Below are 15,320 nucleotides of genomic sequence, written 5' to 3' on the forward strand. Positions count from 1 at the left end.
CGACACCGCGGCGGCATTGTCCCCCCTCCGCCTGCCGCGGTGTCGTTGTTCTTCTCAGATCGATTGGCCCAAGCCGAATCTTTATCAGACCGGCTCTCGCAGCAGGGCGGCCTTGTAGTCCCCGACCCACAGGTTGCGGAAACGACGCGACCGCTCAGCGTGATAGATGTGCGCCAGTTCGGCGTAGGACCGGTCGAAATCCTCGTTGACGATCACATAGTCAAAGGCGTCGCAGTGTTCGATCTCGCCCTTGGCGTTGGCGACGCGGCGCTCGATGACGTCGTCCGAATCCTGCGACCGGGTGATCAGGCGACGGCGCAGTTCTTCCAGGCTGGGCGGCAGGATGAACACCCGCACCGCATCCTCGGGGCATTTCTCGGCCACGTCGCGCGCGCCCTGCCAGTCGATGTCGAACAGCACGTCGCGTCCCTCGGCCAGGGCGCGGTCCACGGGGCCACGCGGGCTGCCGTACAGATTGCCGTGCACATCGGCCCATTCCAGGAAGGCGTCGGCGTCGATCAGCTTCTGGAATCGCTCGCGATCGACGAAATTATAGTCGCGCCCATCGACCTCGCCCGGCCGGATGCCGCGCGTCGTCATCGAGACCGACAGCTCCAGCCCGCCGTGATCCGCCATCAGCCGGCGGCACAGCGACGTCTTGCCTGCGCCCGATGGGCTGGCGACGATCAGGAGGACGCCCCGACGGGGCGAGCGTTCATTCGACATTCTGGACCTGTTCACGCAACTGTTCGATGACGGCCTTGAGCTCCAGGCCGATTCCGGTGAGCGCGGTCGTAGCCGATTTCGAACAGAGGGTGTTGGCCTCGCGCATGAATTCCTGACTTAAAAAGTCCAGCTTCCGCCCCGCCGGCGGCGCCGCCATCAACTGACGTGCCGCGCCCACATGGGCCGTCAGCCGGTCCAGCTCCTCGCGCACATCGGCCTTGGCCGCCAGGGCCGCCGCTTCCAGGAAGATTCGATCCTCCAGACCCGGCGCATCGGGCGCCAGTTCGGCCATGCGGCGGCTGAACCGGTCGCGGATGGCCTCGACCTGGGCCTGGGCTTCGCCCTCGGCCGAGGCGACCAGAGTTTCGATCCGGCTGATGAAATCCTGCAGCAGAGGCGCCAGCTGGGCGCCCTCGGCATGGCGTGATCCCTTCAGGGCGTCCAGCGCCTCCTCGACCGTCCGCGCCATCGCGGCTTCAAGCACAGCGCGGGCCTCGGGATCTTCAACCTCTTCCGGCGTCTCGATAACGCCGCGCAGCGCCAGCAAGCCGTCGGCGGACGGCGGCGTCGCGCCGTCTTCAGCCAATTCATTGGCCAGGGTCAGATAGCGCGCCAGCACCGGCGCATTAATCGTGACCGCCGCCTCGCCGCCCTCGACGCGCTTGGCATGGACGCCGACCGTGATCTGACCGCGCGCAAACCGCGCCTGCCCCGCCGTCTTGGCCGCCCGGTCCAGGGCGTCGAAGCCGGTTGGTCCTCGAAACCGGACCTCCAGATTGCGTCCGTTGACCGATCGCGCCTCGACCGACCAGGTCCAGCCATGGCTGGCGCCCTCGGCTCGACCGAAGCCGGTCATTCCCGAAATCAGGTTCATCTCAGACCTTGGCTCGCGCCCGCAGGCAAGGTGATGGTCGCCTGATCGCTCGGCGTGGTCATGGGCTCTGCACTGGCGTCCGGCGCAACCGGGGCCCGAGCTTCCGCGGGCAGGCCCGCCTTCTGACGCTCGATCTGACGCCAGCGCGCGACATTGCGCAGATGCTCTTCATAGGTGGCGGCGAAGGCGTGGCCGCCCGATCCGTCGGCGACGAAGAACAGGGCCTGTTCCGCCGGCGGGTTCAGCACGGCCGCCAGGGCTTCCTTGCCCGGATTGGCGATCGGCGTCGGCGGCAGACCGTCGATCTGATAGGTGTTCCAGGCCGTCGGGCGCTGAAGCTCCGACCGGCGAATGCCGCGTCCCAAAGGCCGCCCCTGGGTCAGGCCATACACGATGGTCGGATCGCTCTCCAGCCGCATCCCCTGGCGCAGCCGGTTGGAAAACACCGCCGCCACGCGCGGGCGCTCGGCCGCCAGACCCGTTTCTTTCTCGACGATGGAGGCCAGGATCACCGCCTCCTCGGGATTGCGCACCACGGTCCCGGGCCCGCGCTGGGCCCACAGCAGGCGCAGATTCTCGTTGGCCGCGCGCTGCATCCGGTCGATCACCGACTGCCGCGTATCGCCGCGCGCGATCTCATAGGTGTCGGGCCACAGACTGCCTTCCTCCGGCGTCACCTCGACCGTCCCGGTCAGCACCGGCTCCTTGGCCAGGATGTCCAGCGCCTGGGCCGACGACCAGCCTTCCGGCAGGGTCACGAAATGGCGCACCACCCGCCCCTCGACCAGCAGGTTCAAGACCCCGGCCAGCGAGGCGCCCGACGGCACTTCGTATTCACCGGCCCTCAGCTTGCGGTCCGCGCCGGTAAAGGTCGCCGCCGCCTTGAACAGGTCGGTCGAGCGGATCACTCCCGCCGCCTTCAGCTGGGCGGCGATGGCCGAAACCCCCGACCCGCTGGCCAGGGTGACGACCGTCCGATCTCCCTGACGGGCGCCGGGTCCGGGGCCGTAATAGACGCCCCAGACAATGGCCAGGGCGGCGATCAGGAACAGGCTGAACGTCGCCGAGGCGGTCAGCAAGGTCACCGTCAGACCCGACCGTCCCCGCCCCTTTTCAACCCGCCCCCGTCCGAACATGTCAGTCGACCTTCTTGAAGATCACCGAGGCGTTGGTGCCCCCGAAGCCGAAACTGTTGGACATGGCGACGTCGATCTTCATCGGCTTGGCCTTGTGCGGGACCAGGTCGATCGGCGTCTCCATCTCCGGGTCGTCCAGATTGATCGTCGGCGGCGCCACCTGATCCCGGATCGCCAGGACGCAGAAGGCCGCCTCGATGGCCCCGGCGGCGCCCAGCAGGTGACCCGTCATCGACTTGGTGGAGCTGACGGCGAGGTTCTTGGCGTGATCGCCGACCAAGCCCTCGATCCCCTTCAGCTCGATCCAGTCGGCCATGGTGGAGGTGCCGTGGGCGTTGACGTAATCCAGGTCCGACGGCTCCATGCCTGCCCGCTTCAACGCCATCTTCATGGCTCGCACCCCGCCTTCGCCGTCTTCGGACGGCGCGGTGATGTGGTGGGCGTCGCCGCTCATGCCGTAGCCGACGACCTCGGCATAGATCTTGGCCCCGCGCGCCTTGGCGTGTTCGTATTCCTCCAGCACCAGAATCCCGGCGCCCTCGCCCATGACGAAACCCGCGTGGCCCCGGTCATAGGGCCGCGACGCCTTCTCCGGCGTGTCGTTATAGGCGGTGCACAGGGCCTTGCAGGCCAGGAAGCCGGCGATGCCGATCGGCACGACCGAGCTTTCGGCCCCGCCCGCCACCATGACGTCGGCGTCGTCCAGGGCGATCATCCGGGCCGCATCGCCGATGGCGTGGGCGCCGGTGGCGCAGGCGGTCACCGCCGCATGGTTCGGGCCCTTCAGGCCGTGGCGGATCGAGATCTGACCGCCGGCCAGATTGATCAGGGCGCTGGGGATGAAGAAGGGGCTGACGCGGCGCACCCCCTGTTCCTTCAGCACGATGGCCGTCTCGGCTATGGCGCCCAGGCCGCCGATGCCGGAGCCGACCATGACGCCGGTCCGTTCCTTGTCTTCGTCGGTCTCGGGCTTCCAGTTCGCGTCGTGCAGAGCCTCGTCCGCCGCCGCGATGGCGTACAGGATGAAGTCGTCGACACGCTTCCTGTCCTTGACCGACATGATCTTCTCGGGGTCGAAGTCGCCTTCGCCGCCGCCGCCGCGCCCATCCACGCTCGGCACTTCGCCGGCGATGGTGCAGCCATAGCCTGTGGTGTCGAAGGCGGTGATCGGGCGGATGCCCGAACGTCCATCGAGGATACCCTTCCAGCTCTTGTCGACACCCCAGCCAAGGGGGGTCAGCAGACCGATGCCCGTAACGACGACGCGGCGCATGGTGCGTGCTCCTTCAACTCCAATCCCGGCCCGGGGAATCACTGCGGATTCGCAAGGGTCAGAAATAGTAAAGGCCGCCGGGCGTCTCCGCTAGGAGCGCCGGGCGGCCCTGTGAACCGTCAGCCCTATCGGGCCGCCAGTCGGGGGCTGGGATCAGCCGGCCGACTTTTCGTCGATGAACTTGACCGCATCGCCGACCGTCTGGATGTGCTCGGCGGCGTCATCCGGGATCTCGATGTCGAATTCTTCTTCGAAGGCCATCACCAGCTCGACGTTGTCGAGCGAGTCTGCGCCCAGGTCGTCGATGAAGCTGGCCTTTTCCGTGACCTTGTCCGGATCGGCGTCCAGATGGTCGATGACGATCTTGCGAACGCGCTCGAGGGTGTCGGACATGAGTGTCTCTCTGCCTGTTTAAAATCGCCGTAGAGGCGGGGTAACTTCGAAATCGCCGTCTCACGGCAGCGAAGGCGACGCAAGCCCGAAAGCCCGAACCGCCGTTGCATCCAGCCCTTTAGCACAGGCTTTCGGGCAAGAAATAGTCTGTTGAATTTCGTGATCGCGATCAGATCATCGCCATGCCGCCGTTCACGTGCAGCGTCTGGCCCGTGACATAGGCCGCTTCGTTCGACGACAGATAGACGGCGGCGGCCGCGATCTCGTCGCCCGTGCCCAGTCGTCCGGCCGGAATCCGGCCCAGAATGGTCTCGCGCTGCTGCTCGTTCAGCACATCGGTCATCGGCGAGGCGATGAAGCCCGGGGCGATACAGTTGACCGTAATGCCGCGCGACCCGACCTCCTGCGCCAGCGACTTGGAGAAGCCGATCATCCCGGCCTTGGATGCGGAATAGTTGGTCTGGCCCGGATTGCCGGTCACGCCGACGACCGAGGTCACGCCGATGATTCGGCCCGAACGCCGCTTCATCATCCCTTTCACCGCCGCGCGGGTCAGGCGGAAATAGCTCTCCAGATTGATCTGGATGACCGACTGGAAGTCCTCGTCCTTCATCCGCATCAACAGGCCGTCCTTGGTGATGCCCGCATTGGCCACCAGAATGTCCAGCGGCGCGCCCGCCGCCGCCTCGGCCGCCGCGACCAGATTATCGACCGACTCGGGGTCCGACAGGTTCGCCGTCGCGAAATGCGCCCGCTCTCCGAGTTCCTTGGCCAAATCCGCCAGCACCGCCTCGCGCGTGCCCGACAGCACCACGGTCGCGCCCTGGGCGTGCAGCGCCCGCGCCACCGCCCCGCCGATCCCGCCCGTCGCGCCGGTCACCAGCGCGGTCTTGCCTGCAAGATTGAACATTTGTTCCCTCTCCTGTCCTTCTCCCCTTGCGGGAGAAGGTGGCCCGTAGGGCCGGATGAGGGGTCACGCGGACCCCTTCGGTTAATCACTATAGAGGGGAGACGGCTCAAGCCGAAAAACCCCTCATCCGTCGCGCTTCGCGCGCCACCTTCTCCCGCAAGGGGAGAAGGGTCACAACGACTTCGCGAAGGCTTCCAACTCTTCCGGCGTGTTCAGCGGCAGGCTCTCAGCCTCCGGCGCGATCCGCTTGGCCATGCCGGTCAGCACCTTGCCAGAACCGACCTCGACGAAGCGGGTCACGCCGCCTTCCGTGGCCATCCACTCCATGCTTTCGCGCCAGCGCACCCGGCCGGTGACCTGCTCGACCAGCAGCCGGCGGATGACTTCAGGATCGCTTTCCGGGCTAGCCAGCACATTGGCCACCACGGGTACCATGGGGGCCGAGATCCGGGCGTCGGCCAGGGCCGCCGCCATCTCGTCCGCCGCCGGCTGCATCAGCGGGCAGTGGAAGGGCGCCGAGACGTTCAGCGGGATCGCCCGCGCGCCCAGTTCCTTGGCCTTCTCGATGGCCCGGTCCACGGCGGCCTTCTCGCCCGAGATGACGATGTTCCCGGCGTTGTTGTCATTGGCGACCACGCAGACACCCAGTTCGGCGCCCGCCGCCGCCGCGGCCTCGGCCAGGGCCAGATCCGTCTTGGGCCCGATCAGCGAGGCCATCGCCCCCTGCCCCACCGGAACCGCGCGCTGCATGGCCTGGCCGCGCAGCTTCAGCAGCCGCGCCGTATCCGACAGCGAGATCGCCCCCGCCGCCGCCAGGGCCGAATATTCGCCCAGCGAATGGCCGGCGACATAGGCCGCCGTCGCCACATCGAAACCGAACTCGACCTTCAGCGCCCGGATCGCCGCCATCGACACCGCCATCAGGGCGGGCTGGGCGTTCTCGGTCAGGGTCAGCTGGTCCTCGGGGCCTTCGCGCATCAGCACCGACAGCTTCTGGCCCAGAGCCTCGTCCACCTCGGCGAAGACCTCGCGGGCGGAGGCGAAGGCGTCGGCCAGTTGCGCGCCCATGCCGACGGCCTGGCTGCCCTGTCCCGGAAACAGAAGTGCGAGGGTCATCGACCGCTCCCTGAATCATTGATCAAGAGCGCGGACCCCTAAGGCCTGACTTCCCTCAGGGCAAGCGGCGGCGCATTCGGCGCCCTACTCCGCCCGTCGCGCCGAGACCTTGATCTGGACATCGATCATCTTCGAGACCCAGTCCCCGGTCGCGTCGGTCTCCATCCCCAGGTTCAGCGCCGTCCGGTCCAGCTCCAGCCGCCCCTGCACCGTGGCGACCCCGCCGGTTTCGCGGAAGCTGAAGGGCAGGACGACGCGCAGGCTCGTGGCCTTGATCCCCAGCGTACCCCTCGCCTCATACCGATCCCCGCCCAGGGCGCGGAAGCCTGTCGTCTCGAACCGGGCGGTCGGATACTGCGCGGGATCGAACCATTCAGCCCCCTGTAGCGAGCCCTCCTGGGTCGCATCGCCCGTGCGGGCCGAGGCCGTCTGAACCGTGATCACCGCCTTTGAGCCTGCCAAATCGGCCGGGTCGAACCGGACCTGACCGTCCCACCGTTCGAACCGCCCCTTGAAAGCTGCGCCCGACTGGGTTCCGCCAAAAGCGATGCTGGAGGCGGGGCGATCAATGGTCCAGGCGCCGGCCTTAACGGGTTGGGACGTCGTCTCCTCCACGACCGGTTCGGGCGCCGCGATTTCCGGCGCAGCGGCGATCTCGGGCGCGGGCGTCGAGGCTGAAACGGACGCCTCCGTCCGAGCAGGCTTCAACTCAGCTCTTGCATAGGGCCGCGCCGCCACCGCCCCGGCCATGGCCACGACCGCGATCAGGGCCACGCCCACGCCCCGCTCGACCCAGGGCGAAGACGGCGCGGAAACCGTCGTCTCATGCCCCGCCTTCAGAAAAGGCGCCATGTGCGCCAGCACCCCGTCGCGGTCGACAAACTGATGCTTCAGCGCCGCCCCGACGTGCAGGACGATCAGGACGACCGCGCCCCAGGCCATGGCCGCATGGGCCCCCATGGCCTGGAAGGCCAATGCCCGCCGCGCGCCCGCCGCCAGTTCGCCCACGCCCGGCAGATGCGGGATCGGAAACAGGCCGAACCAGCTGGTCGCCACCTCCAGCGCCCGGTCCTGAGCCACGGCCCAGCCGGCCGAGACATACAGCCACCCCGTCAGCGGCAGGGCCAGCATCAGGGCGTAGAAGGCCATATGGGTGGCGTTGGCGGCGAAGGCCTCCCATCGCTTCATCCCGCCCGGCAGGGCCGGCGGCCGATGCGTCAGCCGCCAGACGATCCGCACCACGGTCAGGGCCAGGATCAGGAAGCCGATCGACTTGTGGATCTGGAATACCCGATAGGCCAGGGCCTGGCTGCCCGGCTGTTCGATGGCGGCGGTCATCCACCACCCCATCGGGATCATCGACAGGATGCAGACGGCGATCCCCCAGTGCAGGGCGATCGCGACGGTGGAATAGCGGTTGGGCGCGGTCATGAGCGCCAGATAGACCTAGCGCCCACCTGTTAGCAACAGCTACTGTGTCTGTTTCTACTTAAGAACATTACTCGATTACAAAGCGAACAAATGTTCTTGCTATGTTCCCCCTTCTCACCCATGTTCCTTCCCATGAAATCCGCCAAGGGAAGAGGCGCGCGTTCGAATGCGACAGGCCGTTACGAGCCCGAGCAGCATGAGTCGTTCGACGACGGCTGGACGAACGACGACGCCGAGGCCGCGCCGCTGCGCACCACCCTCACGCCCGAACACGCCCGCACCATCATCGCCCGGAACGACAGTCCGGACATCGGCTTCGACCGCTCCATCAACCCGTACAAAGGTTGCGAACATGGCTGCGTCTACCCCTACGTTACACACGAAAGGCTAACCGCATGAACCCGACGCCTTCGACCACGATGCAAGCCAAGCCCATGCCGACCTGGGCCTTCCCTCGCGCCTACATCAAGCGCCCCGAAGCTGACGCTGGCGAGCGGCGCGTAGCATGGAACCGGCCGTCGAGCCCGTCCGCCTAGGCCTGATGACGACGCTGTCGATTCCGAAGGGCGTGCGTGGTCGTGGGGCGCGATCTAATGCCACCGGCCGCTTCGAGACTACCACGATTGAAGCTTTCGACGATGGCTGGACGGAGGACGATGCCGCCCTGCCCGTCCAGGTGCCGACGACCGTTACGCCGCTGCGATCCGGGACAATCATCAGCAAAAACCAGAGCCCTGACATTGGTTTCGAACGGTCGATCAACACCTACAAGGGATGCAGCCACGGCTGCATATATTGCTACGCTAGGCCGTCTCACGCCTATTTGGGCTTGTCGCCTGGACTGGATTTCGAGACCAAAATCTTCTCCAAACCCGATGCTGCGCGCCTCCTGGAACAAGAACTGAGCGGCCGAAAATACGTCTGCAAGCGCATCCACGTCGGGGGCGACACCGACCCATATCAGCCCGACGAGAAGGATTTGCGGATCACACGCAGCGTCCTGGAAGTCGTGGCGCGGTTCAACCAGCCGATCTCGGTGATCACCAAGTCCAACCTCATCACCCGTGACATAGACATCCTGGGTCCAATGGCCCGCGAGAAACTAGCCACTGCCTTCATCTCCATCACCACCTTGGACCGTGGACTTGCGCGCGCCATGGAGCCGCGAGCCTCGACGCCGATGAAGCGCCTGGAAGCGATCTCTCGTCTCGCTGAGGCTGGCGTCCCCGTCGGCGTAGGGTTCGCTCCGGTGATCCCAGGGCTAAACGACCACGAACTCGAATCCATCCTCGAAGCCGCTGCCAAAGCCGGCGCCACGACGGCGATGTATGTGACGCTACGCCTGCCTCTGGAGATCAAAGACCTCTTTAAGGAATGGCTCGCGGATGTTCGCCCAGATCGTGCCGCGCGGGTAATGTCCCTGGTCCGCCAGACGCGCGGCGGCAAGGAATACGACGCCGACTGGGCACAGCGGATGAAGGGCACCGGCCCGGTGGCCGAACTCATAGGCACGCGCTTCAAAGCGGCCGTGAAGCGCTACGGTCTCGACGGGCCGAGGCACGAGCTAGATGTGACGAAGTTCCATGTGCCAGCGTCAGCGCGCGCTCAGTTGGACTTGTTCGCTTGAGGCGCTGGTGAACCCACCCGTTCATTCGTCATGAGGAGACGCGACTAAAAGCTTTCAGGTAGATGGAATCCGACAATCTGGTCTAGGCGCTCACCCGTCATCTGAGGCTTATCAGGAAATGTCCCATCCCTATTGAAGCTCGTCACGTCAAAACGAGCTGTAGCAATCTGCGCAGAGGTGAACATTACCTTTGCTGCAAGCGTATAGACATCTCTACTCGACACCTCCCTAGCGCCACCTGCGGTCAATCGAAGATCTGAAAACGACTTCGGCTTTGTCAGCTTCATCCTCTGATCGATTTTCAGAACCCGTTGCCCATCCTCACCGAAACTATCGTGGATAAAACGGTTCCTTGCGGGTGCGAGGTCGTTCGTTACGACGTTCAAAGTTTGATGGACAACCTTCCGATAGGTCTCTGGACAATCGATTGTGTAGACGAGATTTCGGAGCAGGCGACACCTCGGTGCAACGTCACCCATCTCCGTTGCCAGGCACTCCATTTGGTCGTCCGAGATGTTCAAAATAGCGCCGATGAGGAGGCTAATCTCGCGATCCAATACGGCCCAACATGCGCAAAGCTGACCAAGCGCTGTTAGGTAGCGGTCGTAGTCGCTGTCGGAAACATCGTGATTAGCCAAGCCGCTGCCGCCCCATTTAAATCCATCATGTCAAAGCCGACCTAGGCCGTTCTCGTAGAAAGATGCTGCGAGTCTCATAGCTTCAGGCTTCTCGATATTCGATCGTGCCGTTTCGAAATAGCCGTGAAGCTCCCGCGCCAGGCCAACGCAAACCATATCTCTCAGGTCATCACCGAACTTAGGTTGCTCGTCCTCATAGGTCATAGCCATACGGAGGTCGTCGTAGAACCCCGACCTAGCATGAGCGAACTGATGCGAATGCGGGCCATATTTGACGTAGTTAAAGGTTCCACGTTTCCAATATTTTTGGGCACGCGGCAAATCGGCGAGCAACTCTGCCGCAGACATCAGAGCAAACGAGGCAGCCTGCTTCTCGATATGTGAAGGAAAATCACGCTTGCTGGTCCTATTACGCACGCCCCATCGGCAAATGAGAGCTTTACCCAGTTCCTCGATAGCGAAAATTCCTAATATTACTGACGATTGAGCCCTATCGTTATCCGCAAGGAGCCTTGAGTCATCCAGCAGACGCTGGGCGTTCAAGAGCGTTTTCTCGTAAAACGGGGATGGCTCCAGATGGGCCTTACTCACCTCACTTGCGAAGCTGTTTTCTTCGTCCACCGACATCCTCCAGATCGCGGGGCTGCATGCCTCCAGCACTCTCAGCGAAGCTTGGCATCTGACCCGAGCCGCCGGATGGGGCGGCAAGCCCGTCGTTTATCATGACGCTCAGCTAGGCCTCAGCCAGTTCTTCCAGGACGACGGCGAACTGCTCAATCCTATCGCGCCATGCGAGAATGGCTTCGTGAATGTCGAAGTCGTGGTAGGCTGTCTGGCGCATCTCGGCAGTAACTACGGTCTCCCAGTGCGCCATGTGCCGGGCCTCTCGACGCAAACTTTCCAGAGCAAAGACCCCATTCGCCGACACCAAGGCACTGGGATCAAATCGGTCAATCGCTGCGTCGAGCAGATTTAGATCGCTCCAGTCGATCCCCTCGTAGACCACATACTCAGGGCTACCGATCAGGGTGTCGGCGTGCCCCGCCACCACGTCAGCGAGGCGACGTGCCAGCCCAGCGACCGCCTTGCGGAGTTCACGACGATCCTCAATCCGATCGCGCCGTTCACGGCCAGCTTGCCACTGAGCGATCCCGATCGCAGCCAAGATCGCAGCGATCGACCCTACAGCCTGAACCCAGGCAGGCATGTCCTTGACCTCAGGACGAAACCACAGCGCGGCCAGAAGAGCGACTAGCCCCAGTGTGTATGCGACGACGAGAAGCTGCTGATGGAACGGGGCCATGCCTGACTTATGGCACAGGTTCGTAACCTGTCGATCAATCGCGTCACCCGCGCCACAACTGCGGTTTACGCAACCGCTCGTTTTGTGATCTGTCACTGCGCCGGCGTCTCGTCCGGTGAAGGGACGACCACATGAAACTAACGCTCGCTGAACGCCTCGCTCTCCGCAACCAACTCCAGATCATGAAGGAACTGGAGGTTGGCGACCTGACGCCCGATCAATACGACGAGAAAATCCAAATCGTCGAAGGCGGCTACGAGGTCTACTATCCCGACCTTCTGTCGGGCATGAACCAAGAAGGCATCGATGCGGAAGTGACCGCTGAAGTGCTGGACATCCTCTCGCTCTATCGCGCGATCTACGACGCCAATCAGAATGGGGTCACCATCCCGACCACGGGCTATCCCAAGTTCGCCGGCTTCGACGCCAACCACGACCCGCACTACGGTTTCTCAGTCTTTGTCCTGAACGTCCAAGGCAAGTTCACCGAGTCCGCGCCAGCCGTGAACTCGCACACCAGCGGAACGCTGTCGCGCTACCGGCGGATGCTGGAAACCTGGGACGCGCTAGGCAGACCCTATCCGTTGGACCAAGCCGCCGTGGACGCGATCTTCGCCTAACCACCGCGCTCTGTCGGCCGGGCTTCAGAGGGTTCTGAGGCTCGGTCGCCATGTCGCAATTCTTGACAATTCGGTGATTTTCCAATAGGACTTGGGCCTTCCCAAACAACCTATTCGCCCCTCGATCTGACTGCCTCCCAGGCGCTCCGACTCGAGCCGCTGCGTTTCACTGCGCTGGCGCGAGGCGTGGAGAAACCACCGTGAACCCCACCAATTGGTTCGTCGTGCATACGACGCCCCGTGGCGAACTCGCCGCTCTCGCCGATATCCAAGCCATGGACGGACTGGAAGCCTACCTTCCCCAAGAGACCCGCCTTCGGCGGACCCGGAAAGGCAAAGTCGTCGTTCAGCATCCACTGCTGCCCGGCTTCCTCTTCGTCGGCACTCAGACCCGATCCATCTTCGACGCGCTTCGATCAAAATCCGTGCGTGGGATCATCCGGTCACCGGGCGGCGGCGCGCATCCGATCCGGTCCAAGACAGTCAACGGCACCGCATGGAACTTCGTCGATGAACTCCGGTCACGGGAGAACGCTGGCGAGTTCGACTTCACGCCGAAGAACAAGCCGTTAGTCGAGGGCGCCGAAGTGCGCGTGATCAGCGGCGCCTTCAAGGACCAGATCGGCCGCCTGCTCTCCGCCTCCGCCGAAGGCCGAGCCGAGATCATGATGAGCGGCCTGTTCGCCGGCCGCATGACCGTGGACGCCCGAGCGCTCGAAGCCGCCTGATCAGCACAAATGGAAAAGGCCCCGTCAACCGGGGCCTTTCCATTTGTGTCAGCCAACCTTCGAATGATTGCTGTCGTGGGTGACAACGACGGCGTGGTTGCCGAAACCGACGATTAGTCCTTCAGCCATGAAGGCCTGGCGAAGTTCGGCATGACGCTCGTTCGTAAACCGCTTCATGGTGTTCAATTCGTAGAACTCAGGCCACTTCATCGTGATGGCTTTTTGACCGCTCTGACGGAGCATGTCCCCGCATTCCTCAGCCACTTCGTTCGCCGGTCGTTGCATTCCCAAACCCTCCCATATCCTCGCCTAACCGGCGCACAAGAGCCGTATAAGACAAATATAAGCCTCTTACAAGCGACTTATAGCAGCCTTATACGATCCTTATGTTGACGCAGGCCACGACGAATCTGAACGCACGGCCCCTGTGGATCACGGCGGCCGTTTGCATGCCTGCTTGCTATGTTCTCCTTTTGTGCTCATCCCTGGACGGATGGGAGAGAGGGCATATCAGGGCGATGAGACCACCGGCTTCCAGTCGCCGGCGCAGGATCACGTCGAAGCAGTGCCGGATCTAGCAGACCTGCTCGAACTGCGCCGCCCGCAGCGATACGCCGTTCGCGTGAAGGGCAATGGGCTGAAGGCGCGCGGTATCCATTCCGGCGACATTCTGGTCGTGAACACCGACGGCGAGCCCCGCACCGGAAAGGTCTGCGTCGCCTTCCTTCATGGCGATGTCGTCCTGGCCGTCTTGACCGAGAAAGACGGCACCTGGTGGCTGGAGCCGGCGAACCAGCCCGCCCAGGCACATAATCACCTTCGACCGATGGCTGAGCCAGCATCAGCTTCACGCTGCTGATCTCCCACGTCCTGGGTTTGCCATCCTTGCGGGACGGACCCCAGGCCGACTGACCCTGCTCGTTCAGGGTCTTCGCGATCCAGCGCGCACCCTGCCCTGCCGCCGCCATTTCGTAGACCGACCGGACGAGAGCCGCACGATCCTCATCCACTGTGAAGCCCATGCGATCAGCATTGAGCGTCAGCCAGCCAGGCGCCTTGGCGGTGATCTTTTGGCCTGTCGTTTGAGCGCGTTCCATCCGCGCACCTATCGCACCCAAGACGCGCTGCGATTTCTGCTCGGACTCCTGGTGCGCCAGTTGAGCCCTCATCAGGATTTCGAATGTGCCCATCAGGTCGGCGCGCAGCGAAGCGTCCGTGTAAACGCGGCCGCCATCAACGGTCGCGATCGACAGGCCTTTTTCGCAGAGGTCTTCCAGCCAGCGCAGTGTCTTTCGTGGCTCTTGCCTCGACAGCCGATCCAGCTTTTCGACCACCAGGACGGCGGGCATCGTGATCTCGCCGCGCCGCACTCGCTCGGCGAACTGTCCGAGTCCTCCCGACGACAGATGCGCGCCTGTCCAGGCCGACTGGCCCAAGTCCTGGATGGTCTCGACAATCGGCCAGCCCTGGCGATCGCAGAAACCACCAACGTCGTCGGTCTGCCGGCGGAGGCTGTCGCCCTTTTCTTGTTTGGGTGTGCTGAAGCGGATGTAGGCGTAGGCGTGCATTGCGATTCAAGGCCGGACAAGAGTTGGCTGAAGGCCATCTTGTAACGGTGCGACAGGGCTGTATCTACTGCTACGCCCGTCCGTCCCATGCCTGGATGGGCCTATCCCCGGGCCTGGATTTCGAGAGCCGGATATTCTTCAAGCCCGAGGGCGCACGTCTGCTGGAACAGGCCTTCCTCGCCCCCCGATACCGGTGCAAGCGCATCCACATAGGCGGCAATACCGACCCCTATCAGCCGGTCGAACGCGAACTGAAATCGACCCGCTCGATCCTTGAGGTCATGCGGCGCTTCAACCACCCCTTCAGCATCATCACCAAGTCGGTGCTGATCGCGCGCGACGCCGATATTCTGGGCCCCATGGGTCAGGCCGGCTTGGCCTCGGCCTTCGTCTCCATCACCACCCTGGACCGGGGCCTGGCCCGCGCCATGGAGCCCCGCGCCTCGACCCCGGCCAAACGGCTGGAGGCGATCAGCCGGCTCGCCGACGCGGGCTGTCCCGTCGGCGTCGGCTTCGCCCCGGTCATTCCCGGCCTGAACGACCACGAACTGGAATCGGTGCTCGAGGCGGCGGCCAAGGCGGGGGCGACGCGAGCCATGTATGTCACCCTGCGCCTGCCGCTGGAGATCAAGGATCTGTTTCGCGAGTGGCTGGCCGACGCCCGCCCCGACCGCGCCGCCCGCGTCATGTCGCTGATCCGCCAGACGCGCGGGGGCAAGGACTATGACGCCGACTGGTCCCAGCGCATGAAGGGAACCGGCCCCGTCGCCGAACTGATCGGCGCCCGCTTCAAGGCCGCCGTCAAACGCTACGGCCTGGACGCGCCGCTGCGACTGCTGGACGAAACCCAGTTCCGCGTCCCTGCTGACGCGCGGCCGCAGCTGGAGTTGTTCGGCTGAACGGCCGGCGCCCAGCCAGCGCGCCTAATATCAGCGACAAAGCCACGTTTTTTCAGGGCATTGATCCCCTCGAACGGC

Annotated in this window: 17 protein-coding genes and 2 pseudogenes; 6 read left to right on the plus strand and 13 right to left on the minus strand. The window is 64.1% G+C overall.

Annotation, left to right across the window (positions count from 1 at the left end; genetic code table 11):
• Positions 1–84 precede the first annotated feature (84 nt).
• The 8 genes from gmk to ACW170_RS12400 all read right to left on the minus strand — a co-directional run bounded on the left by gmk (position 85) and on the right by ACW170_RS12400 (position 7,859).
• Positions 85–726 (minus strand): guanylate kinase, encoded by a 642-nt coding sequence (gmk, locus tag ACW170_RS12365; protein ID WP_271166112.1) that lies wholly within the window; start codon positions 724–726, stop codon positions 85–87.
• Positions 716–1,600 carry a YicC/YloC family endoribonuclease gene (locus ACW170_RS12370; protein ID WP_492086964.1) on the minus strand — a complete coding sequence of 295 codons (885 nt, stop codon included), beginning with the start codon at positions 1,598–1,600 and terminating at the stop codon, positions 716–718. Before ACW170_RS12370 ends, gmk begins: the two co-directional genes overlap by 11 nt.
• On the minus strand, positions 1,597–2,736 hold the full coding sequence (gene mltG / locus ACW170_RS12375; protein WP_492086965.1) for an endolytic transglycosylase MltG: 1,140 nt from the start codon (positions 2,734–2,736) through the stop codon (positions 1,597–1,599). Before mltG ends, ACW170_RS12370 begins: the two co-directional genes overlap by 4 nt.
• A gap of 1 nt (position 2,737) precedes the next feature.
• Positions 2,738–4,009, minus strand: a complete 1,272-nt coding sequence (fabF, locus tag ACW170_RS12380) for a beta-ketoacyl-ACP synthase II (protein ID WP_492086966.1) — start codon at positions 4,007–4,009, stop codon at positions 2,738–2,740.
• 153 nt (positions 4,010–4,162) lie between these two features.
• Complete coding sequence (locus tag ACW170_RS12385; protein ID WP_008264317.1) at positions 4,163–4,402, minus strand: acyl carrier protein; 240 nt, start codon at positions 4,400–4,402, stop codon at positions 4,163–4,165.
• 169 nt (positions 4,403–4,571) lie between these two features.
• Positions 4,572–5,312, minus strand: coding sequence for a 3-oxoacyl-[acyl-carrier-protein] reductase (gene fabG / locus ACW170_RS12390; RefSeq protein ID WP_492086967.1), 741 nt, complete (start codon positions 5,310–5,312; stop codon positions 4,572–4,574).
• 171 nt (positions 5,313–5,483) lie between these two features.
• On the minus strand, positions 5,484–6,428 hold the full coding sequence (gene fabD, locus ACW170_RS12395) for an ACP S-malonyltransferase (RefSeq protein ID WP_492086968.1): 945 nt from the start codon (positions 6,426–6,428) through the stop codon (positions 5,484–5,486).
• 84 nt (positions 6,429–6,512) lie between these two features.
• Complete coding sequence (locus tag ACW170_RS12400) at positions 6,513–7,859, minus strand: cytochrome b/b6 domain-containing protein (RefSeq protein ID WP_492086969.1); 1,347 nt, start codon at positions 7,857–7,859, stop codon at positions 6,513–6,515.
• Between the two features lie 132 nt (positions 7,860–7,991).
• On the opposite strand from ACW170_RS12400, the pseudogene ACW170_RS12405 reads away from it, so the two are divergent.
• Positions 7,992–8,231, plus strand: a pseudogene (locus tag ACW170_RS12405) (PA0069 family radical SAM protein); the annotation flags it as partial.
• Between the two features lie 169 nt (positions 8,232–8,400).
• Complete coding sequence (locus ACW170_RS12410) at positions 8,401–9,486, plus strand: PA0069 family radical SAM protein (protein WP_492086970.1); 1,086 nt, start codon at positions 8,401–8,403, stop codon at positions 9,484–9,486.
• A 44-nt stretch (positions 9,487–9,530) separates the two neighbouring features.
• Here the strand turns inward: ACW170_RS12410 and ACW170_RS12415 are convergent, their stop codons facing one another.
• The 3 genes from ACW170_RS12415 to ACW170_RS12425 form a co-directional block, all read right to left on the minus strand.
• Positions 9,531–10,124, minus strand: coding sequence for a hypothetical protein (locus tag ACW170_RS12415; RefSeq protein ID WP_492086971.1), 594 nt, complete (start codon positions 10,122–10,124; stop codon positions 9,531–9,533).
• A 30-nt stretch (positions 10,125–10,154) separates the two neighbouring features.
• Entirely contained in the window at positions 10,155–10,745 is a 591-nt protein-coding gene (locus tag ACW170_RS12420; protein WP_492086972.1) for an AbiV family abortive infection protein, read from the minus strand.
• A 112-nt stretch (positions 10,746–10,857) separates the two neighbouring features.
• Positions 10,858–11,427, minus strand: a complete 570-nt coding sequence (locus tag ACW170_RS12425; protein WP_492086973.1) for a hypothetical protein — start codon at positions 11,425–11,427, stop codon at positions 10,858–10,860.
• A 131-nt stretch (positions 11,428–11,558) separates the two neighbouring features.
• Between ACW170_RS12425 and ACW170_RS12430 the strand changes: the two genes are divergently transcribed.
• A complete protein-coding gene (locus ACW170_RS12430) occupies positions 11,559–12,047 on the plus strand; it encodes a YfbU family protein (protein WP_492086974.1) in 489 nt (162 codons plus the stop codon).
• A 200-nt stretch (positions 12,048–12,247) separates the two neighbouring features.
• Entirely contained in the window at positions 12,248–12,775 is a 528-nt protein-coding gene (gene nusG / locus ACW170_RS12435; RefSeq protein ID WP_492086975.1) for a transcription termination/antitermination protein NusG, read from the plus strand.
• 48 nt (positions 12,776–12,823) lie between these two features.
• Here nusG and ACW170_RS12440 read toward each other — a convergent pair whose 3' ends face one another.
• Complete coding sequence (locus tag ACW170_RS12440) at positions 12,824–13,018, minus strand: hypothetical protein (RefSeq protein WP_492086976.1); 195 nt, start codon at positions 13,016–13,018, stop codon at positions 12,824–12,826.
• A gap of 250 nt (positions 13,019–13,268) precedes the next feature.
• Between ACW170_RS12440 and ACW170_RS12445 the strand changes: the two genes are divergently transcribed.
• Complete coding sequence (locus ACW170_RS12445; protein ID WP_492086977.1) at positions 13,269–13,634, plus strand: LexA family protein; 366 nt, start codon at positions 13,269–13,271, stop codon at positions 13,632–13,634.
• Here ACW170_RS12445 and ACW170_RS12450 read toward each other — a convergent pair.
• Positions 13,627–14,343: pseudogene (locus ACW170_RS12450) on the minus strand (recombinase family protein); the annotation flags it as partial. The gene ACW170_RS12445 and the pseudogene ACW170_RS12450 overlap by 8 nt on opposite strands.
• 23 nt (positions 14,344–14,366) lie before the next feature.
• Between ACW170_RS12450 and ACW170_RS12455 the strand changes: the two are divergent.
• Positions 14,367–15,242, plus strand: a complete 876-nt coding sequence (locus tag ACW170_RS12455) for a PA0069 family radical SAM protein (protein WP_492086978.1) — start codon at positions 14,367–14,369, stop codon at positions 15,240–15,242.
• Positions 15,243–15,320: the final 78 nt, after the last annotated feature.

The sequence above is a fragment of the Brevundimonas sp. FV2ps16 genome (genome assembly GCF_058681075.1).

Coding starts and splice junctions, on each gene's coding strand:
- gmk (WP_271166112.1), bottom strand. CDS start 726: ATGTCGAATGAACGCTCGCCCCGTCGGGGCGTCCTCCTGATCGTCGCC.
- ACW170_RS12370 (WP_492086964.1), bottom strand. CDS start 1,600: ATGAACCTGATTTCGGGAATGACCGGCTTCGGTCGAGCCGAGGGCGCC.
- mltG (WP_492086965.1), bottom strand. CDS start 2,736: ATGTTCGGACGGGGGCGGGTTGAAAAGGGGCGGGGACGGTCGGGTCTG.
- fabF (WP_492086966.1), bottom strand. CDS start 4,009: ATGCGCCGCGTCGTCGTTACGGGCATCGGTCTGCTGACCCCCCTTGGC.
- ACW170_RS12385 (WP_008264317.1), bottom strand. CDS start 4,402: ATGTCCGACACCCTCGAGCGCGTTCGCAAGATCGTCATCGACCATCTG.
- fabG (WP_492086967.1), bottom strand. CDS start 5,312: ATGTTCAATCTTGCAGGCAAGACCGCGCTGGTGACCGGCGCGACGGGC.
- fabD (WP_492086968.1), bottom strand. CDS start 6,428: ATGACCCTCGCACTTCTGTTTCCGGGACAGGGCAGCCAGGCCGTCGGC.
- ACW170_RS12400 (WP_492086969.1), bottom strand. CDS start 7,859: ATGACCGCGCCCAACCGCTATTCCACCGTCGCGATCGCCCTGCACTGG.
- ACW170_RS12410 (WP_492086970.1), top strand. CDS start 8,401: ATGACGACGCTGTCGATTCCGAAGGGCGTGCGTGGTCGTGGGGCGCGA.
- ACW170_RS12425 (WP_492086973.1), bottom strand. CDS start 11,427: ATGGCCCCGTTCCATCAGCAGCTTCTCGTCGTCGCATACACACTGGGG.
- ACW170_RS12430 (WP_492086974.1), top strand. CDS start 11,559: ATGAAACTAACGCTCGCTGAACGCCTCGCTCTCCGCAACCAACTCCAG.
- ACW170_RS12440 (WP_492086976.1), bottom strand. CDS start 13,018: ATGCTCCGTCAGAGCGGTCAAAAAGCCATCACGATGAAGTGGCCTGAG.
- ACW170_RS12445 (WP_492086977.1), top strand. CDS start 13,269: ATGGGAGAGAGGGCATATCAGGGCGATGAGACCACCGGCTTCCAGTCG.